The organism is Clostridium sp. TJA085, assembly GCF_058310235.1.
In genome coordinates this window covers 224922-250697 of the sequence record NZ_JBZEEZ010000002.1, presented here as the reverse complement: position 1 = coordinate 250697, position 25776 = coordinate 224922, and the positions used below count along the sequence as shown (strand labels likewise).

23 protein-coding genes are annotated in these 25776 nt (G+C 26.8%); 22 read left to right on the top strand and 1 reads right to left on the bottom strand.

What is annotated here, in order from left to right; genetic code table 11:
* Window positions 1-19: 19 nt before the first annotated feature.
* Window positions 20-1627 (bottom strand): sigma 54-interacting transcriptional regulator, encoded by a 1608-nt coding sequence (locus tag AC4FQW_RS08425; RefSeq protein WP_491148493.1) that lies wholly within the window; start codon window positions 1625-1627, stop codon window positions 20-22.
* Between the two features lie 284 nt (window positions 1628-1911).
* On the opposite strand from AC4FQW_RS08425, the gene AC4FQW_RS08420 reads away from it, so the two are divergent.
* From AC4FQW_RS08420 to AC4FQW_RS08315, 22 genes are all read left to right on the top strand, one after another.
* Window positions 1912-2238, top strand: coding sequence for a PTS sugar transporter subunit IIB (locus AC4FQW_RS08420; protein ID WP_303130566.1), 327 nt, complete (start codon window positions 1912-1914; stop codon window positions 2236-2238).
* Between the two features lie 128 nt (window positions 2239-2366).
* Window positions 2367-3719 carry a PTS cellobiose transporter subunit IIC gene (celB, locus tag AC4FQW_RS08415; protein ID WP_491148490.1) on the top strand — a complete coding sequence of 451 codons (1353 nt, stop codon included), beginning with the start codon at window positions 2367-2369 and terminating at the stop codon, window positions 3717-3719.
* 35 nt (window positions 3720-3754) lie between these two features.
* Complete coding sequence (locus AC4FQW_RS08410; RefSeq protein WP_491148488.1) at window positions 3755-4276, top strand: GrdB-related putative oxidoreductase; 522 nt, start codon at window positions 3755-3757, stop codon at window positions 4274-4276.
* A gap of 56 nt (window positions 4277-4332) precedes the next feature.
* The gene (locus tag AC4FQW_RS08405) at window positions 4333-5295 is read left to right on the top strand and encodes a glycosylasparaginase (protein WP_303130809.1); all 963 of its coding nucleotides are present in this window, start codon (window positions 4333-4335) and stop codon (window positions 5293-5295) included.
* 151 nt (window positions 5296-5446) lie between these two features.
* Window positions 5447-6826, top strand: a complete 1380-nt coding sequence (gene pepV / locus AC4FQW_RS08400) for a dipeptidase PepV (protein ID WP_491148485.1) — start codon at window positions 5447-5449, stop codon at window positions 6824-6826.
* A 448-nt stretch (window positions 6827-7274) separates the two neighbouring features.
* Window positions 7275-8429 carry an NAD(P)-dependent malic enzyme gene (locus AC4FQW_RS08395; RefSeq protein WP_491148483.1) on the top strand — a complete coding sequence of 385 codons (1155 nt, stop codon included), beginning with the start codon at window positions 7275-7277 and terminating at the stop codon, window positions 8427-8429.
* 200 nt (window positions 8430-8629) lie between these two features.
* Window positions 8630-11518, top strand: a complete 2889-nt coding sequence (locus AC4FQW_RS08390) for a discoidin domain-containing protein (RefSeq protein WP_491148481.1) — start codon at window positions 8630-8632, stop codon at window positions 11516-11518.
* 368 nt (window positions 11519-11886) lie between these two features.
* Entirely contained in the window at window positions 11887-13485 is a 1599-nt protein-coding gene (locus AC4FQW_RS08385) for a peptide chain release factor 3 (RefSeq protein WP_303130804.1), read from the top strand.
* Window positions 13486-13936: 451 nt separating this feature from the next.
* Entirely contained in the window at window positions 13937-15061 is a 1125-nt protein-coding gene (wecB, locus tag AC4FQW_RS08380; RefSeq protein WP_491148478.1) for a non-hydrolyzing UDP-N-acetylglucosamine 2-epimerase, read from the top strand.
* A 76-nt stretch (window positions 15062-15137) separates the two neighbouring features.
* Window positions 15138-16109, top strand: a complete 972-nt coding sequence (locus AC4FQW_RS08375; protein WP_491148476.1) for a glycosyltransferase family 2 protein — start codon at window positions 15138-15140, stop codon at window positions 16107-16109.
* An 18-nt stretch (window positions 16110-16127) separates the two neighbouring features.
* The gene (locus tag AC4FQW_RS08370; RefSeq protein WP_491148474.1) at window positions 16128-16529 is read left to right on the top strand and encodes a GtrA family protein; all 402 of its coding nucleotides are present in this window, start codon (window positions 16128-16130) and stop codon (window positions 16527-16529) included.
* Window positions 16530-16750: 221 nt separating this feature from the next.
* Window positions 16751-17479: a LytR/AlgR family response regulator transcription factor gene (locus tag AC4FQW_RS08365; protein ID WP_491148473.1), complete on the top strand. Its 729-nt coding sequence runs from the start codon at window positions 16751-16753 to the stop codon at window positions 17477-17479.
* 119 nt (window positions 17480-17598) lie between these two features.
* On the top strand, window positions 17599-18129 hold the full coding sequence (locus AC4FQW_RS08360) for a signal peptidase I (RefSeq protein ID WP_491148471.1): 531 nt from the start codon (window positions 17599-17601) through the stop codon (window positions 18127-18129).
* A gap of 44 nt (window positions 18130-18173) precedes the next feature.
* Window positions 18174-18770, top strand: coding sequence for a SipW-dependent-type signal peptide-containing protein (locus tag AC4FQW_RS08355; protein ID WP_491148469.1), 597 nt, complete (start codon window positions 18174-18176; stop codon window positions 18768-18770).
* Between the two features lie 43 nt (window positions 18771-18813).
* Complete coding sequence (locus AC4FQW_RS08350; RefSeq protein ID WP_491148467.1) at window positions 18814-19497, top strand: LPXTG cell wall anchor domain-containing protein; 684 nt, start codon at window positions 18814-18816, stop codon at window positions 19495-19497.
* Window positions 19484-20092, top strand: coding sequence for a hypothetical protein (locus AC4FQW_RS08345; RefSeq protein ID WP_491148465.1), 609 nt, complete (start codon window positions 19484-19486; stop codon window positions 20090-20092). The genes AC4FQW_RS08350 and AC4FQW_RS08345 overlap by 14 nt, the downstream gene beginning before the upstream one ends.
* 9 nt (window positions 20093-20101) lie before the next feature.
* Window positions 20102-21781, top strand: a complete 1680-nt coding sequence (locus tag AC4FQW_RS08340) for a vWA domain-containing protein (protein WP_491148463.1) — start codon at window positions 20102-20104, stop codon at window positions 21779-21781.
* Entirely contained in the window at window positions 21759-22475 is a 717-nt protein-coding gene (gene srtB / locus AC4FQW_RS08335) for a class B sortase (protein WP_491148461.1), read from the top strand. The genes AC4FQW_RS08340 and srtB overlap by 23 nt, the downstream gene beginning before the upstream one ends.
* Window positions 22476-22943: 468 nt before the next feature.
* Window positions 22944-23669, top strand: coding sequence for a YveK family protein (locus AC4FQW_RS08330; protein ID WP_491148459.1), 726 nt, complete (start codon window positions 22944-22946; stop codon window positions 23667-23669).
* Window positions 23670-23677: 8 nt separating this feature from the next.
* On the top strand, window positions 23678-24328 hold the full coding sequence (locus AC4FQW_RS08325; protein ID WP_491148457.1) for a CpsD/CapB family tyrosine-protein kinase: 651 nt from the start codon (window positions 23678-23680) through the stop codon (window positions 24326-24328).
* A gap of 11 nt (window positions 24329-24339) precedes the next feature.
* Complete coding sequence (locus AC4FQW_RS08320; RefSeq protein ID WP_491148455.1) at window positions 24340-25095, top strand: tyrosine-protein phosphatase; 756 nt, start codon at window positions 24340-24342, stop codon at window positions 25093-25095.
* Between the two features lie 25 nt (window positions 25096-25120).
* A complete protein-coding gene (locus AC4FQW_RS08315; RefSeq protein ID WP_491148453.1) occupies window positions 25121-25768 on the top strand; it encodes a sugar transferase in 648 nt (215 codons plus the stop codon).
* Window positions 25769-25776: the final 8 nt, after the last annotated feature.

Sequence of the window (25776 nt, the reverse complement as noted above, 5' to 3'; positions counted from 1 at the left end):
CATAAAAAATGCTCCTTTTTTATTTATCAAGAATTATATCAGAGTTAAAAACATATATTGCAATTAACATAATTAGAATAAACTCTGATGGAGAAATATAGAGATTAAGACTATCTTCAATAATATTTGTATATTCTAAAGCTAGTTTATATTCTTCAGGAAACAAGCCTTTTAATCTATTTTGAAGATTTAGGTTATCTAAAGAAATAAGGCTCATTCTATCATATATTAAATCTATATGAATATTAAATAAATTTTCAAATACAGAAATTTTAAAAAATTTCTCCATATTTTTATCAAATTCAATAAGTTTATTATTAGTCTCATCAAATGTAGCATAAGCAAAGTTAAATTTATAATTATCACTATGATGAGATATAACCTTAAGATACTCGTTTAAGATATCATTAAAATCTTCATAAGAAGCGTGCTTAGTTGATGAATGTATTTCAACTTGATTAATTAGAGTTTTATATGCTTTAAACATAGCCTGTTTTTGATTTTGAAAAGAGTGACTATTAACTTTACTATCCTTATCATATATAAAGTATCTATCCTTAGTTGGAAGTTTATCTAGTATTATTTTTTCTTCAATCAAAGGACGAGTAAGGTTTTCACGCATTTCTTTTGGAAGATCCGGACTATTAATTTTTATATGTTTTTTATTATTTATAAAATATTCAGTATATGAATTAGCGACAGCAAGCTTTACATCATTTCTAAGTTGTCCGACATTAAATGTGCAATTATAAGATAAAAAGCACAGCATTGCATTATAGGAAATATATATAGGTTTATTTAAATTAATACTTTCTTCTTTTATAAAAGTTTCAATTAAAGTAAGTTTTTCTTCTAGACTTCTTTCATTAAGACTTGGTATTTTTATTTTTATAGAAATTCTTCTTAAGAAAGTACTAAGAAGGGTTTCATTTATATCTTCGTTAGTTGCACAAATTATCCTAACATCAGATTTTATCTTTTTTGATACTTCACCAAATCTTCTAAAATACCCTGTATCCATAAATAAAAATAGCATTTCTTGTCCTTCGCTTGGAAGATTGTGTATTTCATCTAAAAATAAGATACCTCCATTTGCTTTTTCAATAAGTCCAGCTCTATCTTCAGTTGCTCCAGTAAATGTACCTTTTTTAACTCCAAAAAGATGAGAGCTTAAAAGTTGTACATTATTTGCGTAATCTGAACAGTTAAAGTGAATAAAAGGCATATCTTTATTAAAAAATGATACTGCATATTCATGCATAAGTTTTGCAAGCATAGATTTACCAGAACCAGTTTCACCTATTATTAATGAATTCATTCCATTAGGAGGATAAAGTATAGCTGTTTTTGCAAGCTTACAAGCATCTGTAAGAGATGGATAAAGATAGGAAAGTTTATCAAGTGATGATTTTAAATTAAAGTCTATATTATTAGGATTTTTTAAATAATATTTTACTGGTCTAGAAGAGTTTTTATACAATTTTTCTTCTTTAACTAATTTATTTAGATTTTTGCTTATATTTGAACGTTCTATATTTAATTCATTACAAATATCTTGTGTAGTAACCCCATTACCTTTATCTAACTTTTTAATTGTCTCATAAATTAAATCAATTCTTTTCACCATTATGTCACCTCAACCCCATTATTGTATATAAGATAATTCACTCTTATTAAAAAAAATAATTATGTATAAATTTAGTGTGCTATAAATGTAAAAATTTAAATTATTATGTATTATTTTAAAGCACACATAATATAAAATCAACAGATTATGAAAATGATATCATAAAAATTAGCTAAAATACTAGCCTTATAACTAATGAAAATTTATGGCATGATATTTGCTTATTGTTATTTGTACAAAAATAAATTAATAAAAATTTTATAAATTCTAAGGAGGAATTATCTATGAAAAAAATATTTTTATTTTGTGATGCAGGAATGTCAACAAGTCTTTTAGTTTCAAAAATGCTTGAAGTTGTAAAGAAACATAACTTAGACATTCATATTGAAGCTAATCCTTGTGTTAAAGCTCATGCAATGATTCAAGATGAAAGACCAGACTGTGTTCTTTTAGGACCACAAGTAAGATTTATGCTTGGAAAAATGCAAGAAATATGTGATCCATTAGGAATTCCAGTTGATGCTATAAATGCAGCTGATTATGGAGTTATGGATGGGGAAAAAGTATTAAAAACAGCTATAAAAATGATAAAAAAAGCTCAAAGCAAATAACTATAAAAAGTACAAGCTATTAAGTGAAAGAACTATAGTGTAATCATGGAGAAAATTAGTAAGTAACGTATATAAACAAAAGATAAAGTTATAAAAAGGGTTTAATAAAAGAGAGAGGGGAACTTATTATGAACTTTATAATGAAAAAGTTTGAAAAGATATTAATGCCTATGGCAGAAGTTATAGGAAAAAATAAATATTTAATAGCAATAAGAGATGGTTTCTTAATATCAACACCACTTCTTATTGTGGGATCATTATTCTTACTTATAGCAAACTTCCCTATTCCAGGATGGAATGATTGGGTAGCACAATTTTTAGGTGAAGGATGGGCAGCTAAACTTACAACTCCAGTTGCAGCAACTTTTGATATTATGACAATACTAGCTATAGTAGGTATTGCATACAGTTTAGCAAGACAACTAGATATAGATGCAATTCAAGCATCAGCTACAGCATTAGTTGCTTTCTTTATAGTTACACCTTATAAAATAAATTTTACTCCTAAAGAGCAAAATGTTGAATACATAGTAAAAGGTATTCCACTTGATTGGGTTGGATCAAAAGGATTATTCCTTGGTATGATTGTAGCTCTTGTTTCAGTAGTAATTTTTGCTAAAATTCTTAAAAAGGGATGGGTAATCAAGCTTCCAGCAGGGGTACCTCCAACAGTTGCAAAGTCATTTGAAGCATTAATACCAGCAGGTATAGTTATAATAGTATTCTTCTTAATAAATTATATTTTTGCAGCAACATCTTATGAAACAATTCATAATTTTGTATTTAATATGTTACAAGTACCACTATTAAAATTAGGTAATACATTACCAGCTATGATAATTGCATATATTTTCTTACATGGATTCTGGTTCTTTGGAATTAATGGATCAAGTGTTGTTGGAGCTGTATTTAATCCAATATTAAAGGCATTATCAGTAGAGAATTTAGAAGCTTTCCAAGCAGGACAACCGATTCCAAATATAATTACAGGACAATTCCAAGATATGTTTGCTACATTTGGTGGAGCTGGAAGTACACTATCATTACTTATCGCAATAGTATTTATTTGTAAGAGTCAAAGGGTTACAAAGATTGGTAAACTTTCATTATTACCAGGAGTATTTGGTATTAACGAACCAATAATATTCGGATTACCAATAATGCTTAACCCAGTAATGTTAGTTCCATTTATGTTAATACCAACAATTAATATAATTATTTCTTATTTTGCAATGTCAAGTGGTTTAGTTCCATATACTAACGGAGTACAAATTCCATGGACAACACCACCAGTTATTTCAGGTTTCTTAGTGTCAGGATGGCAAGGTGCAGTATTACAAGTATTACTAATAATTTTAGGTATAATTATTTATATTCCATTTATTAAAACAATAGATAATCAATACTTAAAAGAAGAATTAGAAGCAGCAGCTAATGAAGATGAAGATGATGATTTAGATTTCGATGATTTAGATTTATAAAATTTATTATAAAAGTTTAGGAGGAAAGAAGAGCAATGGTTAAAGTATTATTAATATTAAATCATGTACAAGCTGGAATGGGAAGCGATGAAAATGCAGATTTACCACCAGCTGGAAAAAAATCAATAATAGGACCAGGAAAGATGATGGAGCCTTACTTTAAAGAAATGGATGGTAAGATAGTTGCTACATTATATTGTGGTGATATGTATTATCAAAAAAACGAAGAAGAGGTGAAAAAAAAGTTCTTAGCAATGGCTAAGAAGCTAGGTCCAGATGTAGTAATATGTGGTCCAGCTCTTCATTATCCTAACTTTGGAGAAATGGCAGGTGGACTTGCTGAAGAAATTAATAATAATTCCGATATACCAGCATTTGCTGCTATGTCAGCTGAAAATCCAGCAACTACAAAGTATAAAGATAGAGTTATTGTTGTAAAAACACCTAAAAAAGGTGGGATTGGATTAAATCAATCAATAGAAAATATTTGTAACATGGCAATAAAGCTTGCCAATAAAGAAAATATAGAAACTTTAAAGAAAGAAGTATGTTTCTAATAAAAAAACAAAAGGGTTAAAACTTTAAATTTGCAGTATGAGTGGAGGAATAAATTATGAAATGGGCTATGATAGCTACTTGGAGAATGGCAGTTGAAGGGATTACAGAAGCATCAGAAGATCTTAAAAATGGAGGATTTGCAGGAGATGCAATAGAAAAAGCTATAAAGGCAGTTGAAGACTTTCCTTATTATAAATCAGTAGGATACGGTGGACTTCCAAATGAGCATTGTGAAGTAGAGCTTGATGCAGCATATATGGATGGAGATACACTTTCAATAGGAGCAGTTGCTGGAATAAAAGATTACAGCAATCCAATAAGTATAGCAAGAAAATTAAGTGAAGAAAGATTTAATTGCTTTTTAGTTGGAGCAGGAGCAGAAGATTATGCACACAAAGAAGGTTTTGAAAGAAAAAATATGCTAACTGATAGAGCAAAACAACATTATAAGAAGAAAGTAAAAGAAACTTTAGAAAAAGGCTTAAGCCCATATGACGGTCATGACACAGTTGGTATGATAGCTGTAGATAAAGAAGGAAAAATGGTAGCTGGAACTTCAACAAGCGGACTTTTTATGAAGAGAAAAGGAAGAGTTGGAGATTCACCAGTATCAGGTTCAGGATTCTACTGTGATAGTGAAGTGGGGGGAGCGTCAGCTACAGGTCTTGGAGAAGACTTAATGAAAGGATGTATTTCATATGAAATAGTAAGATTAATGAAAGAAGGAATGCATCCACAAGAAGCTTGTGATAAAGCTGTTCAAGATTTAAATGATAAATTAACAAGAAAACGTGGAAAATCTGGAGATCTTTCATTAGTAGCACTTAATAATAAAGGTGAGTGGGGAGTTGCAACTAATATAGCTGGTTTTTCATTTTCAGTAGTTTCAGAAGATGAGGAACCAACAGTATATGTTTGTAATAAACAAGAGAACGGAAAAACTACTTATGAAAAAGCATCAGAAGAATGGTTACAAGCTTATCTTGATAGAATACATTCACCAATAACATTTGATTAATAATTTTAAGGTAGCTAATATTAGCTACCTTAAATAATATAGTTAAAATTATTTTAAAATGTAATTTTAATTATGTTTAGTATATAAAATAATATTTTATATTTTAAATATAAAAATAATTTATTATTAATTATTTAAGGAGATGTGATTTATGAAAGAGGTAAAAGATGAGCTTAATATAAAGTTTAAAGAAAAAGTTTTAAGCTACAAAGATGAGCTTATAGAAAGTATAAGAAGACTAGTTAAAATAGATAGTATTGAAGGGGAAGCTAAAGATGATGCACCGTTTGGTGAAAATCCTAAAAGAGCATTAGAAGAAGCATTAAAAATAGCAAAGGAACTTGGATTTAAAACAAAAAATATAAATAATGCTATTGGTTATGCTGAATTAAGTTTAGGAGAAAATTGTAGTGATGATTATATTGGAGTAATTGGACATGTTGATATAGTTCCAGTTGGTAAAGGATGGTCATATAATCCTCTTGATGTAACAGAAGCAAATGGAAAAATATATGGTAGAGGTGTTTTGGATAATAAAGGACCAATAATGTCAGTTCTTTATGGCGCAAAAGTAATAAAAGATTTAAATATACCCTTATCTAAAAAAATAAGAGTTATTTTTGGTACTAATGAAGAAACAGGATTTAAAGATATTCCTTATTATTTAAATTCAGAAAAACCACCTGTAATGGGATTTACTCCAGATTGTAAGTATCCAGCAGTATATGGTGAAAGAGGAATACTTGATGTAACAATATGGAGTAATGAAATAAAAAATTATTATGTAGAAAATATTAAAGGTAATTTTAGAAATAATATGGTTCCAGATTTTGCAGAAATATGCATAAAGAGAAATGAATTTTTAAAAGGTGAAAGTACAAGTTGGGAAACAAATATAACTGAAAAGGTAAGTGCAAAAGGTAAACAAGCACCAGGAAATGCACCAGAAGTTGGGATAAATGCAGCTACAACTTTATGTAAAACATTAAATGGAATTGGAAGCTTTAAGGGTGAACTTGGCGAATTCTTTAAGTTTGTTCATAATAATTTTCATGAGAATCATTCATTAGAAAAGTCAGGAATAAAGTGTGAAGATGAAATATCAGGAAAACTTGTTATAAATCCATATAGTATAAGTAAAAAGGGTAATAAACTTGGAATATCAGTAGTGTTTAGGTATCCAATAACTTATAAATATGAGGATATTATTGAAATAATAAATAGTATAAAAATAGAAGGATATGAAGTTGAAGTTAATAGAAGAATGGATTCAGTATGTTTTGATAAAGACCATATACTTCTTAAAGAATTACAAAAGGCATATGAAGGTGTTACAGGAGAAGATGGAACACCAGTTACAACTACGGGGGGTACTTATGCAAAAGTATTTCCTAATATAGTAGCTTTTGGACCATCATTTCCAGGTCAGAAGGGAATAGCACATAATAAAGATGAATATATGGATGTTAATGATCTTTTATTAAATACAGAAATATTTACTAATGCTTTATATAATTTAGCTAAAGAGTGATAGTAATTAGATTAATTTATTATTTAAATATTTATTATTAAAATTTATAAACAAAAATAGTGTAAATGTTATCAAAAACTGTTATCAACTATTTTAGGTTGTGGATAATTTTTTGTATTTATTTATGTTAATAGATTTTAGATTTAAAATTTTTTGGTATTTAATTATATATTCTTATTAAATACAAGTATTATTAAAACTAATACTTGTATTTATAATTAGTTTTTTGAATAGAAATTTAATTATAATATGTTATTATAGTTTTATAATAAAAGCTATTTTTAAAGTATTACTAATTTTTATATAAAATTTTATTAGTATTTGAATGATTATTAATATTTAATTATGTAATAGCAACAATAAATAATTAATAAAGATATAGCCTATATTAATATCAATTGAAAATATAGATTAAAATATAATTTATAAATTGAAAGGGGATAGAGAAATGAATATATATGAAGAGGCGTTAAAGTTTCATGGAGAACTTAGAGGAAAGCTTGAAATTAAGTCAAGAGTTAAAGTTGAGAGTAAAGAGGATTTAAGTTTAGCATATACACCAGGAGTAGCTGAACCTTGTAAAAAAATTCATGAAAATAAGGAATTAGTAAATACATACACAAGAAAGTGGAATACAGTAGCAGTAGTTTCAGATGGTACAGCAGTTTTAGGACTTGGAGATATTGGCCCAGAAGCAGCTATTCCTGTAATGGAAGGAAAGAGTGTATTATTTAAGGAGTTTGCAGATGTTGATGCAATTCCAATAGTTTTAAATACAAAAGATGTTGATGAAATAGTTGATACAATAGTTAGAATATCACCAACTTTTGGAGGAATAAATTTAGAAGATATATCAGGACCTAGATGTTTTGAAATAGAAAAAAGACTTCAAGAAAAACTAGATATTCCAGTATTTCATGATGACCAACATGGTACAGCAATAGTTGTATTATCTGCTCTTATAAATGCACTTAAAGTTGTTAAAAAAGATAAAAAGGATATAAAGATTATTGTAAATGGTGCAGGAGCAGCAGGATGTGCTATAACAAAACTTCTTTTATCTTGGGGAGCTGGAAATGTTGTTATGGTAAATATAAATGGTGTTATTCATAGAGATATGGAACATGAAAGTGAAATTCATAGAGAACTATCAGAAGTTACAAATAAATATAATGAAAAAGGACATCTTAAAGATGTAATAAAAGGAGCAGATGTATTTATAGGAGTTTCAGCACCAAATGTACTAACAACTGAAATGGTTAAAACAATGAATAATGATGCAATAGTATTTGCAATGGCAAATCCGGTTCCTGAAATATTTCCAGAAGATGCTATAAAAGGTGGAGCAAGAGTTGTTGGTACTGGACGTTCAGATTTTAATAATCAAATTAATAATGTATTAGCATTCCCAGGAATGTTTAGGGGAGCTTTAGATGCAGGTGCTAAGAGAATAACAGAAGAAATGAAACTTGCAGCAGCTTATGCAATTGCAGACTCAGTTAAAAATGATGAATTATGTGAAGAATATATAATGCCAAAAGCATTTGATAGAGATGTACAAATAAAGGTTGCTGAAGAAGTTAAGAAGGCGGCGATTAAATAAAATAATTAGTGATAATATTGAGTATTTATCATAAATAATCATTAAATTTGAATAATTATTTAATAAAAAGTTAAAAAATATACAAATTTATTTACTCATATTAAATAGGATTGTATTATTTAATAGAAATCAATTACATTAAGTCTACATTTAAGATTTCAATATCTTAAATGTAGACTTTTTGCTTTATGGGGGAACATATGAAAAATAAAAAGATTCAAGCAATTATAATAGCTAGCGCTATGACTGTTAACTTAGTTGTACCATCAACTAATGTTTTAGCAGATGAATTAGGAAACAAGGTAGAAATTAATACTGTTTCTGAAAATACAGATATAAATAAAAATATATCTAGTACTATTTTGAAAAATAATGAAGTAAAAGAAGGTGAAAAAAATAATATAAATTTAGAAAATTCAGTTACGAACAAAAATGAAAGTATTACTAAAGACATTAGTAAAAAAGATAATACATATAAATTAGGTTGGAATAAGATAGGTGAAGATACATATTACATTGATACAGATGGGAATAAAAAGACTGGATGGCAAACAATAAATGGCATTAAATTTTATTTTGGACAAGATGGTAAGTTAAAAACTGGTTGGCAAAATATTGGTGATTCAAAATATTATTTTTGGGAATCTAATCAACCAGCAAAATGGTCAGGAACTCCTGTTGGAGCAATGGCTAATGATAATTGGATTAAAATAGATGGAGTGTATTATAGTTTTAATAGTGATGGAAGATTAAAAATAAAAGATATAGATTCAAAGAATGAATCAAATAAAAAATTAGAAGAAGACAATTTAAATACATCTATAAATAAAGAGTTAAGTAAGATAGATATAAGCAATGTAAGTGATGTATTAAATAATGAAGAACTAAATAAATATGTTAACAAAAAAGAACTTATATCAAGAATAGGAGTAGATAGTTTAAATCAATTTAAAAATACTGATGCTGTACATAAAAATTTTATGAATTGGCTTTTAAATAATAATGAAGCTATGGAATATTATTTAACTGGTGGGCTACCATCAACAACAACTCAAGGTTCAATGGGAGCTTATCGTTATGAAAATAATTCAAAAGTAAATAAAGAAAAAGAAATAAGTGCATTAGAAGTTTGGTCAAAAATTTGGAATTTTGATAAGGAGTCACAAACTGGAATAAATTTAAAAATTGCTATAGCAACAGCATTAGAATTTGCAAGTCCAGTAAACACATGGCTTACAAATAAACCATTAGATTCAATATCAAGATACAATAGTTTTAAAGATTCAAATAAAGAAGGAATACTATTTCCTTGCTTTAAAGATTTAAGTATAAAAGATTTAAGAAATGTAGTTAATGCAAAAATAACAGATGAAGATATAATATGGCTTAGACAATATGTAAAAGATTTAACAGAAGGAAAAGAAGATAAAAAATTTAAATGGCAACATGATCATGTTCATAATCCAGATTTATTAAGTCAGGATAAAATAGCAAATATATGCTCAACAATACAATATACTAAAACAAACCCATATGGAAAAAGTATATTTGGAGCAGGATTTTATGGAGATAATCCAACAATAGAAAAGGTAGTTGAATATGGTGGAGTTTGTGGATCTATATCAAAGTTTAGTACAGCAGCATGTCAAGTATTTGGGGTACCTGCATATCCTGTAGGTCAACCTGGACATTGTGCATTTCTTCATTTAAATTCAAAAAATAATTGGCAACTAGGATATGATGTATTTGGATGGGAAAAGTCAGGTGGATATTATAATTCAATTCCATACATGTTAATAAATGAAGAGTTAAATTTAAATAATAATCAAGATGCATATATAAAATCTGAACAACTTAGAATTATTGCAAAAAATATTAATTCTAAAGAAATATCAGAAATTTTATTAAATGAAGCAATAAAAATTGAACCAATAAATTATATGGCTTTTGAAGATAAAATAAATATTATGCTAAAAGATTCAAATACTACATTAGAGCAATATAGAGAATTAAATTTACAAATAATGAATAACTTTAAAAAGTATCCTCAAGTTATGGAAAATTTACTTATTAAAATTAGAGAGAAAGTATTAAATGGTGATAGAAAAGAAGTACAATATTATGTAAATAAATATGAACCAGCACTTAGACAAGTTTCAGATAATAGACAAAAACCTTATGCAAATAAGCTTTTAGGTGAAATGGTTCAAAACGGATTATATTTAGCAACGTTTAGTTTTGATGGCGTTAATGGAGGAAAGCTTGTTGGAGTAAAGAAAGGTATTGATGAATATAGTATTGATGGAGGAAAAACTTATAAGTTAGTTAATGAAGATTCACAAATGTTAAGTGAAGAAGAGATAAATAGTTTAACTTCTGAAAATGGAATATTAGTAAGAGTAAGGGGAAGTGAAAATCCAAATATAATTAAGATAAAAAAAGGTTCAAATATAAATATATCAATTAATGATGATGAAAACTTAATATTTGGTTTAAATAAAACTATGGAGTTTTCAAAAGATGAAGGAAAAACTTGGACTCAATATGATGGAAATAATTTAGGTGATTTAAGTGGAAATTTAGCATTATTAATTCGTAAAAAAGCAAAAGAAGATACATTAAGTAGTGATATAGTTAAAGTTAATTTTACGGATAACGAAGCTCCAAAAGGATTAATACTACATAAAAATATGAAAGTAAAAGCTTTTTCAAGTGAACAAAATAATTCAGATCAATCAGTTAATAATGCTATAGATGGAAATAAAAATACTATTTGGCATACAAAATGGGATAGAAGTGATAAAACACCATTTATAACAATAGAACTGAATAAAGAATATGACATAAAAAAGTTATCATATACACCAAGACAATCAGGAAATTATAATGGCAATATATCACAATATAATATATATACAAGTTTAGATGGTGAAAATTATACAAAAGTTAAATCAGGTTCATGGCAATCAAATAGAGAGATTAAATTTTCAGATTTTAAAGAAGTAAAAGCAAAATACGTAAAGTTAGAGGTTGTAAATGGAGTTAATGGATTTGCTTCAGCTGCAGATATAAGCTTATATACAGAATAGAAATATAGAATATTTAAATAAACAATAAAAGGGATTTAAAATTTAAGTCCTTTTTATGTTTTATTAATATAATTTTAAGTATTTAAACTATAAAATTTAATTGTTAAATTATTTACAGTAATATCCATTAGGTGGTTATAGGTTATCAACTAATATTCTAATAAATTCAACAATTGCACATATTTAAATTAAAAGATATTAGTATACTTATAATAAATTAGAGAAAAAATTAAATTAAATAAGGGTTTTTAAGTTATGTACATTGAACCTGTAACTATGTTATAATCGAGGGTAGATTGTAATAATAAAGGTAAGATAATTTTAAAATAGAAATAAAAAGCACTATTAATATATAAGGAGGAAATATCTTGGCTGATTTTAAAAAAGAAATAGAAAAAAGAAGAACCTTTGCAATAATTTCTCACCCAGATGCAGGTAAAACAACATTAACAGAAAAATTCTTATTATATGGAGGAGCTATAAGACTTGCAGGTTCAGTAAAAGCAAGAAAAGCTTCAAAACATGCAGTATCTGACTGGATGGAAATTGAAAAACAAAGAGGAATATCTGTAACATCATCAGTTATGCAATTTAACTATGGTGGACACTGTATAAACATATTAGATACTCCAGGTCACCAAGACTTCTCAGAGGATACATATAGAACTCTTATGGCAGCGGATTCAGCAGTAATGGTTGTTGATGCAGCTAAAGGGGTAGAGGATCAAACAAAAAAATTATTCCATGTTTGTGCATTAAGAGAAATGCCAATATTTACTTTTGTAAATAAGATGGATAGAGAATCACAAGATCCATTCCAATTATTAGAGGATATTGAAAATGAACTTGGAATTAAAACATATCCAATGAACTGGCCAATAGGCTCAGGTAAAGAATTTAAAGGTGTATATGAAAGAGACAACAAAAGAATTATAGCATTTACAGGTGGAGCCCACGGACAAAAAGAAGTTGAAGCTATAGATGGTGATGTTGATGATCCTAAATTCAAAGAAATATTAGGAGAAGCACTTCATGAAAAATTAATGGAAGATATAGAGCTTCTTGATATAGCTGGAGATGAATTTGATGTAGAGAAAGTAAGAGCAGGGGAACTTACTCCAGTATTCTTTGGATCAGCTCTTACAAACTTTGGTGTTGAGCCATTCTTAGAACATTTCTTAGAAATGACAACATCACCACTTGGAAGAAAATCAAGTATAGGTGATATAGATCCATTTGATGAAAAATTCTCAGCTTTTGTATTTAAGATACAAGCAAATATGAATAAGGCTCATAGAGATAGAATTGCATTTATGAGAATATGTTCAGGTAAGTTTGAAGCTGGAAAAGATTATTTCCATATGCAACAAAATAAAAAAATAAAACTTACTCAACCACAACAATTTATGGCTCAAGACAGAGAAATTGTTGAAGAAGCTTATGCAGGAGATATAATTGGGGTATTTGATCCAGGTATATTCTCAATTGGAGATACTATTTGTACACCATCAAAGAAATTTAAATTTGAAGGAATACCAGCCTTTGCTCCAGAACATTATGCTAGGGTTAGACCAGTTGACACAATGAAGAGAAAACAATTCATTAAAGGGGTTACTCAAATAGCACAAGAAGGAGCAATCCAAGTATTTAAAGAACTTCATATCGGTATGGAAGAAATAATAGTTGGTGTTGTTGGTGTTCTACAATTTGAAGTATTAGAATATAGACTTAAAAATGAATATAACGTTGATATAAAGATGGAAAGATTACCATACAGATTTGTTAGATGGATTGAAAATGATGCTAACATTGATGTTGATAAGTTAAACTTAACATCAGATACAAAGAAAGTAAAAGATTTAAAAGATAGAAACTTACTTATATTCCAAAATACTTGGGGAATTAGCTGGGCGTTAGAGCATAATCCAGGGGTAGTATTATCAGATGTAGGAAAGTCAGAAGAATAGTAGTATAGTTATATATTAAAAAGTGATTTATTATATTACAGGTAGAATGTTTAATTTAATAAAAGTATTTTTAGTGTCTTTTTCTTAAATATTAATAAGAGTTTTAAAGTTTATTTTATTTATATATATTAGAATTTTATTATAGTTATTATAAAAGCGATGAAATACTAGAATCTTATTTAAATATTCTACTAAGTAATATAATAATTAATTATTGTAAATGATAGATAATATATTATTTAAAATTAATAGCTTACATTAAGTAGACTAGAAATTTTGGATGTTATCAATAATTAAAAAGTAAATGTTTAGCTTAGAAATTTACAGTTAAATATTTAAGTTAAGCATGTTAGCTAAAGATAAGTTATAAATTATAAGAAGAAAAATTTTAAATATTAATTTTAATATTAATCAGCAGTTTATGCTACATTTTAAAGGACGGTAGATTACTATGAAAAAGATAAAAGTATTATCAGTTTTTGGAACAAGACCTGAAGGAATAAAAATGTGTCCATTAGTTAAGGCACTTGAAAAAGACGATAGATTTGAATCAATAGTATGTGTAACAGCACAACATAGAGAAATGCTTGATACAGTACTTGAAATATTTGATGTTCATCAAGATTATGATCTTGATATAATGGCTCACGGACAAACAATAGTTGATATATCAAGTAAAGTTTTAAAGGGAGTAGATGAAGTAATTAAAAAATGTAAGCCGGATATAGTATTAGTTCACGGAGATACTTCAACAACTTTAAATGGAGCACTTGCTGCATTTTATAATCAAGTTCCAGTAGGACACGTAGAAGCTGGGCTTAGAACATATGATATATATTCACCGTTCCCAGAAGAAGCAAATAGAAAACTTACAGGTGCTATAACAACACTTCACTTTGCTCCAACAAAAACAAATAAAGCTAATCTTTTAAAAGAAGGTGTAGCAGAAGAAAAAATATTTATTACAGGAAATACAGTAATTGATGCGTTACTTAGTGTAATAGATGATACATTAATGTTTGAACAGCCAATATTAAATGATATAGATTATAAAAATAAAAATGTAATATTACTTACAACTCATAGAAGAGAAAATTGGGGAGAGCCAATGGAAAATATCTTCAAAGCAATGATTAAGCTTATTGAAGAAGATGAAAGAGTAGAAGTTATATTCCCAATGCATAAAAATCCTGCAATAAGAGAGTTAGCTCATAAATATTTTGATAAATATGCAGGAAGAGTATTCTTAATAGAACCTCTTGAGTATGTTGAATTTGCAAATCTTATGTCAAGAGTTAAGCTTATAATGACAGATTCAGGTGGAATTCAAGAAGAAGCACCAACACTTGGCAAACCAGTAATGGTACTTAGAACAGAAACAGAAAGACCAGAAGCAGTTGAAGCAGGTACAATAAAACTTGCAGGAATTGAAACAGATAAAATTTATGAAGAAGCTAAGAAACTTTTATTAGATGAAGAAGCTTATAAAGAAATGGCACATGCAGAGAATCCATATGGAGATGGAACAGCTTGTATAAAGATATTAGATGTAATAAGCAATTACTTTTCTAAATAATTATAAAAATTACTCAATTAGATACCACCAAAAAGCTATAAATTTTGGTGGTATTTACAAAGTAGGAGGAATATAAATGGATAAGCTTTATTTAGTAATACCTTGCTATAATGAAGAAGAAGTACTTCATGAAACTAGTAAGAGATTACTTGATAAAATGAATACAATGATTGAAAGAGAATTGATACATAAAGATAGTAAAATTCTTTTTGTAAATGATGGTTCAAAGGATAAAACTTGGAGTATAATTGAAGAATTACATAATCAAAATGACATTTTTTCAGGAGTTAATCTTTCAAGAAATAAGGGTCATCAAAATGCGCTTCTTGCAGGACTTATGACTGCAAAAGAATATGCAGATATGACAATATCATTAGATGCAGACCTTCAAGATGATATTGATGTTATAGATAAATTTGTTGAAGAATATTATAGTGGATCAGATGTAGTATATGGTGTGCGTTCATCTAGAGAAACAGATACATTTTTTAAAAGAACAACTGCTCTTGGTTTTTATAAGTTTATGAATACACTTGGAGTTGATGTAGTTTATAATCACGCTGATTATAGACTTATGAGCAAGAGAGCTCTTGAAGGTTTAAGTGAGTTTAAAGAAGCAAATCTTTTTTTAAGAGGAATAGTCCCACTTATAGGATATAAGTTTTCAATTGTAGAATATGAACGACATGAAAGATTCGCAGGAGAATCAAAATATCCTCTAAAGAAAATGCTTACATTTGCTTGGGATGGAATAACATCATTTAGTGTAAAGCCAATTAGAATAATAACAAGCTTAGGGTTCTTTATATTTTTCATAAGCTTTATTGCAATAATATATTCACTTGTTTCTAAATTTATGGGAAATGCACAAGCTGGTTGGACTTCACTTACTGCTTCAATATGGATGATTGGTGGAATTCAACTTTTATCTCTTGGAGTAATTGGGGAATATATAGGTAAAATTTATACTGAAACAAAGAGAAGACCAAGATTTATTATAAAAGATACATTAATTGATGGAAAAAAAGAAAATGTTAGAGATATATAAAGAAATAGGGGAGAGGTTATGGGAGAAGTAATAAGAAAAATAAAGGATACTTTCTTCAATAAACAATTTATATTATTTGTAATAATAGGTGTTATAAATACATTTAATGGAGTTGTTTTTTCATATATATATTCAAGCTTTTTAAATGAAAATGTAGCCTTTGTATTTGGATATATATCAGGGCTTATTATATCTTATGTTTTAAATAGTTATATAACATTTAGAGAGAGATTGGAATTTATTAAATTTATAAAATTTGCAATATCTTATATACCAAATTTTATAATTCAAAATATAATTGTTTTAATTGTATTCAATATGATGGGATTTGATAAGCTTATTGCTTATGCACTTGCTGCAATAATAGGGGTTCCTGTTACTTTTATATGTATGAAATTTTTTGCATTTAAAGAAAAATAAAAATTTAAATTAAAAATACTTAATAAATATTATTTTTAATAAAATTTATTAAAAGAGTTATGAAAATTAATTTTCATAACTCTTTTTTTATTTACTAATATTTTTAAATAATAAAAATAAATAAATAGTTAATAAATAGTTAATAAATAGTAAATAAAAATAATTGCAAAAAGAAATATAGGTGTTAAAATATAGTAAAAATAAAACTTATGAGGTGATATATGGTTAATATAGCAATATGTGATAATGATTTAAATGATATTAAAAAATTAGAATACATTTTAAAAATAATATCAATAAATAAAAACATAAAAATGAACATTGAAAAATTTAATCATGGTAAGGAACTTATGAGAGTTTATAAAAATGATGTAGCAAAATATAATGTTATATTTTTAGAAGTTGATTTGGATGATATTAATGGAATTGATGTTGCTAAATATATTATAAAGAGAGATAGATTTGTAAAATTTATAATTTTAAGTAGAACTAAGAAGTATGTATTTGAAGGGTATGAAATATTAGCAGTTAATTATCTATTAAAACCTGGAATTAGGGATAGAATAGAGAAAGAATTATTTAGAGCTCTAAAAATAGATAATGATAAAGAAAATTTTCATGAGATAAGTAAAAAAGGAATAAAAAAATTAATTGAAATTAATTCAATATATTATTTTGAGGTAAATCATAGAAAGATAAATGTATTTATGAATGATTGGCAAGTTGATTATTATGAAAAACTTGAAAATATAGAAAAAAAGCTTTCAGAAAGAGGTTTTATAAGGTGCCATAGAAGTTATATGGTGAATTTATCTAAAATAAATGAAATTATAAAAAATGAACTAATTTTAATAAATGGAAGTATATTGCCTATAGGTAGAAAATATAAGAATAATTTAATTAAAACATTAAATTATTATAGAAATTTAAGAAATGAAATTTCTTTATGATTTATATAAATTAGACTTTTTATGTAATTTATTACATTTAAAATGTAATTAAGTACAATAATGTTTTATCAAATTATAAAAAATGGTATAAGTTATTAGGGAAGGGTGAGGTCTTAAATATGGAAGGAACAAAAAATAAAAATTTTTTTTGGAAGTATTTAAAAAATATTATTTTTTATTTTTTAGTATTTATTTTTTTGTTAATAGCTTTATTTTCAATAATGGGTAATAAGGGAATAGGTGAATATAAATCTTTTAATATATTAACTGGTAGTATGAGTCCTAATATAAATCCAGGGAGTTTAATTATAACTAAAAAGGTAGATGTAAATAAAATAAAAGAAAATGATGTAATAACTTTTAAGGGGAATAATACAAACAACGTTACTACACACAGAGTGGTTGAGGTTATTAATGATAAAAGTGGAAGAATTAAATTTCAAACTAAGGGAGATGCAAACGATGTTTTAGATCCTATGTTAATTGGACAAGATCTTGTTGTTGGGAAAGTAATTTGTTCAATGCCATATTTAGGATCAATTATTAACTTTATTATAAAATTTAAGTTTATAATTATGGCTTTAGTAATATGTTCATTAGTATTAAGTAGCATATTCGATAATAAAGTTAAGATTAAAGGGAATATATAAATAAATTTTATATATAAATATTTGAATTTTGGGAGGATTATTTTATGGGAAAAAAGAAAATTATAGGACTATGTTTAGCAGTAGGATTAATGGTTGGAGTTGTTGGAGGATCACTTGCTTGGTTTACTGATACTGATACAGTAACTAATAATTTTGCAACACAAGGAAATGGAATAAATGAGGATAATGGAATTAAAATACATGAAAACTTTGATTCAACATTAGCTCAAAAAGCTTTACCTGAAACAAAGGTTAATAAAGATGTTAAGGTAGAAAATAAAGCTTCATACCCACAACTTATTAGAGTGAAATTTGAAAAAAAATGGGTAACTGGTGAGGGTCTAGACATTAAAAATATAGAATTAGGATTTCAAAATTTAACTACAACTGGAGAAGAAGGTAAATGGATTGAAGGAACTGATGGTTATTATTACTTTAATGGAGTTGTACAACCTAAAGGAGAAACTGTTGATCTTTTAGATTATGTTAAATTAAGCAAAAATATAGACAGTACTTATAAAAATAAAAAATATGACGTTATAGTTAATGCAGAAAGTATTCAAGCATCAAATGGAGCTGTAAGTGACGCTTGGAAGGAAGCACCAGAGGCGATAAAAGCATTAGGTGGAACTTTAGAATAGCAATATATACAATTTTATAAATAATATTTAAAGGAGTGAAAAAATGAGCAAGGTTTTAAAGACTATTGGTATGTCTTTATCACTTCTTTTAATGATTGGAATAACGGGGGTTGCAGATGAACTTGCACCCCCTAATGTTGAATTAGAAGGAAATTCTGAAGGTATAGTGTATATTCCAGGAGATGAGCCTTTTTTACAATTTAACAATATGATTCCAGGAGATAAAATAAAAAGAAGCTTGATAATGAATAACAAACATTCAGAAGAATATGAAATATTTTTAAGAGCAGAAAGAATTAATGAAAAAGAAGAATTTGATTTATTAGAAAAATTAAATATGAATATAATACATGATAATAAAGTGTTACATGATGGAGATGCAACAGGCGCTCCAAGTATAGAAGAGAATATATCACTTGGAGTTATAAATCCAGGTGAAAAAAAAGAAATTACCGCTGAAGTAATTCTTGATGGAGCTGAAACAGGAAATGAATATAAGGGAAAAGAAGGTTCTGTAAGATGGATTTTTACGGCAGTAAGAACTGGAAATACAAATGATAATATAGTAAAGCCAAACTTACCTAATGATACAAATGATAATATATCAACTAGACCACCAAAAACAGGTGATAATGGTATATTAAATTATTTATTAATAATTGTTATTGGAGCTATATTACTTGTAGTTATAAATAGAAAGGGAGGTAAGCAAAATGAAAAAAACTAAAATAATCATATGTGCAGCACTTGCCTTTTCAATATTTTGCTCTACTGAATTAAGTACAAAGGTTTATGCTATGGGTAAAGAAGTTATTGGATGGTTTACAGATAGTGCTCAAGTAACCAATAATTTTAATTTAGCAACTATTGATATAAATACAGAGGAGTCTTTTACTCCAGCAGAGAATTGGAATGGAGATAAGTATGAAAAAATAGTTAAAGTTAAAAATGAAAGTACAGCAGATGCTTTAATTAGAATATCTATAAATCCAAGATGGGTTGATGAGAACGAAAATCCATGGGCAGGAGATATTAGTTTTATTAAGTTAAATTTTTCAGATAGTAATAAGTGGATGAATGGAAATGATGGTTATTACTATTATAATGAAATTGTACCTAAAGGGGAGACAACAGATGAGATTTTAAATTCTGTTCAACTAAATATCCCTCAAAATTTAAAAGAAAGATATAAAGGGAAAACTGTAATAATTGATGTAGATTCAGAGGCTATACAAGCAACTGAAGAAGGCTATAAAGCCATATGGAAAAATTTAAACTCTGATATAGAAAATATGTTAAATGGATTATGCAAAGGGAGGTAAAGGTGATTTATGAGAATGAAAAGAAGAAGAAAAAATAAATTAGTATTAAAAAGATATGCCTTTATCTTAGGTGTTTTAATGTGTATTACAGCTTTTATAACATCATTAGTTTCAGAGTTTGATGTTTATGCAAATAATAATATAAAAACTTCTGAAAGTTTTGATGAAGTAAATGGAATAAAGTACCTTAAAACAGCAGCTCCAACAGGTGAAGAAGGGGTATATGAGATTACATTTAAGATAAAGGGTACTCCAACTACTGAAATAATTCCATCAGATATAATTATGGTAATGGATACATCAGGTAGTATGAAAAATGATATGAGAACATTAAAAACATCTATGAATAAATTTGTAGATGAAGTTTTAAAAATAAAAGATACAAGGGTATCAGTAATTGAATTTGCAGGTCCAAGCGATTTCCGTACAGAAGGAAAAAGTTCAGATGCTAAAGTAATTCAAGAATTTAGTCAAGATGCAGAAACTATAAAGTCAAAAATACAAGCTACAACAGCAGGTGGCGGTACAAATGCTCAAGCAGCATGGCAAGCTGTTGGAAATCAATTAAAGAAAGCGAGAAAAGGAAGTAAAAAATATGTTGTATTTTTTACAGATGGTATACCAACAGTTAAAAATGAAATTAAGTCAGTTGAAGCTACAGATTTAAATAAAATAAGAAAAGAAATAAAACCAGATACTATAAAAGCATATAATGAAGCGATAAAAGATAAAGGTGCAAAAGTATATTCTATTGGATTATTAGATAATATAAAAGGAAATTTGTGGGTTTCAACAGAAAAAGTAAGAGAATTAGCTAGAGAAATTTTAAATGCAACTCAAAATGCTGGTACTCATTTCATTGAAAATGGAAATAGTGATTTAGGTAGTATATATAAGGAAATAGCAAATAATATAATTACAGATATGTCAATGTCTACAAACACTATTATAACAGATGAAGTAACAAAAGAATTTGATATAATACCAAATTCAAATATACAAGTAATAAAACCAGGGGTAGAAGGAAAAGAAGATGAAATATTAAATATACAACCAACTATTAATGGTAATAAAATATCATTTAATCTTGGTAATGTTGGAACAGAAGGAAGAATAATAAAGTTTAGAATAAAACTTAAAGATGAGTATTATGGAATAGGGGATGAAAAAATAAAAACAAACGTAAAGGCAACAATGAATTATAAAGATAAAAACAATCAAAATAAAGAAATAACATTCCAAGTTCCAGAAGTTAATATTCCTTATAAACAAGGTTCAATAACTATAGAAAAAGAAGTAATAAATAAAGATGGCTTAAAAGCTCCTAAAGATGATAACTTTAATATATTATTAAAGGGAAATAGTAATAGTTACGCATTTAATTTAAAGGATGGAGAAAGTAAAAAAATAAACTTTACATTAAAGCATAAAGATGCTAAAGTTTCAGATGAAAATTTAGCAAAACAGGATTTCTTAAATATTGGAGAATTTAATATTAAGGAAATAGTTCCAATGAACTATGAAATTCAAAGTATAATTGTAAATAATGAAAATGTAACTAATAATCCTAAAGTTACAATAAACAACAGTACAACAGATATAAAAATAAAAATAACAAATAAATATGTAAATGATAATTACTTCTATGATAAAGATGGAAAGAAGAATGTACTTAAAGTTAGTAAATAAATTTAAATTATTAATAAGTGTAATATTGATAATTATAATAATTATATGCAGTTTTATTTTAATAGATAAAGTAAATAGTTATAAAAAAGCAAAGAACACCTATAAAGAATTATTAAATATAAAAAATGAATTAAATAATAAAGATCAAATATTGGATAGTAAACTAAAAGCTATAAATAAGGATTATAAGATGTGGCTCCAAGTTGAAGGTACAAGTATAAACTATCCAGTAGTTCAAGGAGTGGATAATGAGTATTATTTAAATCATGATTTTAACAATAATATAAATAGTTCTGGAAGTATTTTTATTGATTATAAAAATGATATAAAAGAAGATAAAAATATAATTGTTTATGGACATAATATGAAAAATAAAACTATGTTTCAGCCACTTATTAATTTTAAAGAAAAACAATTTTTTGAGAAGAATAAATATATAATACTAAATGTCAATAATAAGGAATATAAATATGAGATATTTGCAAGCTATTTAATTGATGCAAATATTGATGAATTAAGAATAAATTTTTCATCAAATGAAGATTTTCTTAATTATATAAAAAAAATTAAAGAAAAAAGTTTATATAATAGAAATTTAAATATAAAAAATGATGATAAAATTATAACTTTAAGCACTTGTAGTTATGAAACTAAAAGTACTAGAATTGTAGTTTGTGGAAAATTAATAAAATAATTTAATTTAAAATAAGGTTGGATGTAAAGTAATATCCAACCTTATCTATTTAAGGTATTTATAACTTAAATAGAATAAAATTTCTAAGTAAAAACTTTTCGACTTTTTTATACAGTTAAAATTTAACAATATTTGATGAATTATATAAAATATATATGAATTTATTAATTTAAGTTTAAATAAGCAAATTTTTATGTTAATTATACATATTAAGTTTAATAAAAAGAAAAAAATAATCCTTTAAAAGTAAAAAAAAGGAGAAAAAATATATTAAAAAAATTACAAGTTTCTTAACATTTAAAGAAAGATATAGTAGAATAACAAAGTAATACAAAATAGTATTAAAAAAATGTGAATTTATAATATATAATATGTTAAAAAAGGATAAATATTGATGGAAAAAGGAAGAATAAATTCATATTTATGTTATAATTTCAAAGGAAATGTAAAAAATACGGGGGAACTTAAATGAAAGAAGAAAATATTAATATTAGTGAAATCTTTGAAGCTCTTAAAAAGAGATGCAAAATGATAATTGGTATAACATTAGCATTTACAATTATCACTGGAATTATAAGCTTTTTCGTGATAAAACCAAAATATGAAGTTACAACAAAGCTTTTTATTGGTAAACAAGAAAGTAAAACAGAACAATATAATAGCAATGATGTAATGATGTATCAAAAATTACTTCAAACTTATGCTGAAGTTATAAAAACTGATGATTTAATAGAAAAAGGCTTAAAGAAAGCAAATGCAAGTCATGATGTTAAAGATATAAATGATGTAGAGGCAAGTTTAAAAGTTACTCCAAGAGCTGATACTCAAATACTTGAAATATCTTATACTGGAACAGATAAAGATGAAGTTGCACGTGTAGTAAAAGGAATTACAGATGAATTCATAAAAGAATCAAAGCAACTTATTCCAAATGGAAATGTTAAAGTTATAGAAAAAGTAAAAGTTCCAGAAAAGCCAGTAAGTCCAAATAAAAAACTTAATATACTTATAGCTTTTGTACTTGGTCTTATGGTAAGCGTTGGATTAGCATTACTTTTAGAATTTATGGATAATACATATAAGTCAAAAGAAGAATTAGAAGATGACTTAGATTTACCTGTTATTGGTGTTATACCAGAGCTTGATGATGAAACTAATAATAGAGATGTAAAGAGAAAGAAAGGTAGAAGGTAGGTGGAAATATGTTAATAGTTGAAAAACAGCCAAAATCAATACCAGCAGAAAGTTATAGAACTTTAAGAACTAATATTCAATATTCATCTTTTGATAAAGAAATTGAAAAAATATTAGTTACAAGTTCAGAACCAGGAGAAGGAAAATCAACAACAGCTGGAAACTTAGCACTTGCCTTTTCACAAGATGAAAAGAAGGTATTACTTATAGATTGTGACCTTAGAAAGCCAAGTATTCATAAGAAGTTTAGAATATCAAATAATATTGGTCTTTCAGATGTTGTAATTGATAGTTCAAAGTTTAGTAAAGCAGTAATTCATCACACGGAATATCTTGATGTATTACCATCAGGTAAAATTCCACCAAACCCTTCAGAGCTTTTAGGTTCAAAAGCAATGGAAAATTTACTTAATGAGCTGCAAAAACATTATGATTTAATAATACTTGATACTCCACCAGTACATGCAGTTACTGATGCTCAAATACTTTCAACAAAAGTTGATGGAGTTGTGCTTGTAGTAAGAGCAGAAATAACTAAAAAAGATTCAGTTGCATCAGCAAAGGCATCACTTGAAAAAGTTAATGCTAATATTTTGGGAGTTGTGTTAAATGGTGGAGAAAGAAGCTCAGGAAAATATTATTATTACTACGCTGACTAGGAGGACAATATATGATAGATATACATTCACATATATTACCTGGAATTGATGATGGATCAAAAAGTATAGAAATGTCTCTTGATATGATAAAAAGAGCAGAAAGAGAAGGGCTTAAAAATATTGTAGCTACTCCACATTTTAGGAGAGGATGTTTTGAAGTTACTTATAATGAAGTAAAAGAGTTAGTTTCAAAAATTAATAAGCTTTTGGAATTAGAAGGAATTGATATAAAGGTTTATGTTGGACAAGAAGTATATTTTTCAGAAAGAATAATTGATGATTTTGAAGAAGGAATAATTGGAACAATTAATGGTGGAAAATATATGTTAATTGAGTTTCCAATGAGAAAAATTCCAAAAGAAGCTACTGATTATATGTATGAACTTAAATTAAGAGGAGTTACTCCAATTATTGCTCACCCTGAAAGATATTCTGAAGTTATAAGTAATGTTGAAGTATTAAATCAATTTATTGATGAAGGATGCCTTTTTCAGCTTAATGCAGGAAGTATAAGAGGAGACTTTGGAAAAGATGTCAAAAAAACAGCAGAAAAGCTTATAAAATCTGGAGTATATGCTTTTATTGGAAGTGATGCTCATAATAATAAAGGTAGAAATACTGGAATATTTGAAGAGTCTCAAGAGGTATTTAAGAAAAATATTTTATTAAGAAGTGTATTTTTAGAAAATGAAGTTAAGTTACTTAATAATGAAGATATAATTTATGAAGGAAGTAAATTAAAGAGAAAGAAATTTTTCTTTATATAAAATAAAATTATAAGGGGGAAGTGCTTTGGAGAGAATAGAAGTGGATAGTCAGGCTCAAGAAAAAGAATCTACTTTATATAACTTTACAAAAAGATTAATTGATATTATTGGTTCATCACTTGGGGTTATAGCTTTAAGTCCTTTGTTTTTAGTTGTTGCTATTCTTATAAAAAAAGAATCAGAAGGGCCAGTTATATTCTCTCAAGATAGAATTGGGAAAAATGGAGTTTCTTTTAAGATGCATAAGTTTAGATCAATGGTTCAAAATGCAGAAGAACTTAAAGAAAAACTTAAGGAACAAAATGAAATGTCAGGACCAATGTTTAAGATGAAGGAAGATCCAAGGGTTACAAGAGTAGGGAAATTTATAAGAAAGACAAGTATTGATGAATTACCACAGCTTATAAATGTACTTAAAGGAGATATGAGTCTTGTAGGTCCAAGGCCAAGCCTTCCTAAAGAAGTAAAAGAGTTTGAACCATGGATGATGGAAAGACTTAATGTAAAACCAGGTCTTACTTGTTACTGGCAAGTATCAGGAAGAAATAATATTGATTTTGAAGATTGGATGAAACTTGATATTAAATATGTAAGGGAACGTAATACACTTACTGATTTAAAACTTATATTTACAACAGTTTTTGTTTTATTTGGAGATGAGAATGCTAGATAGGGGATGGA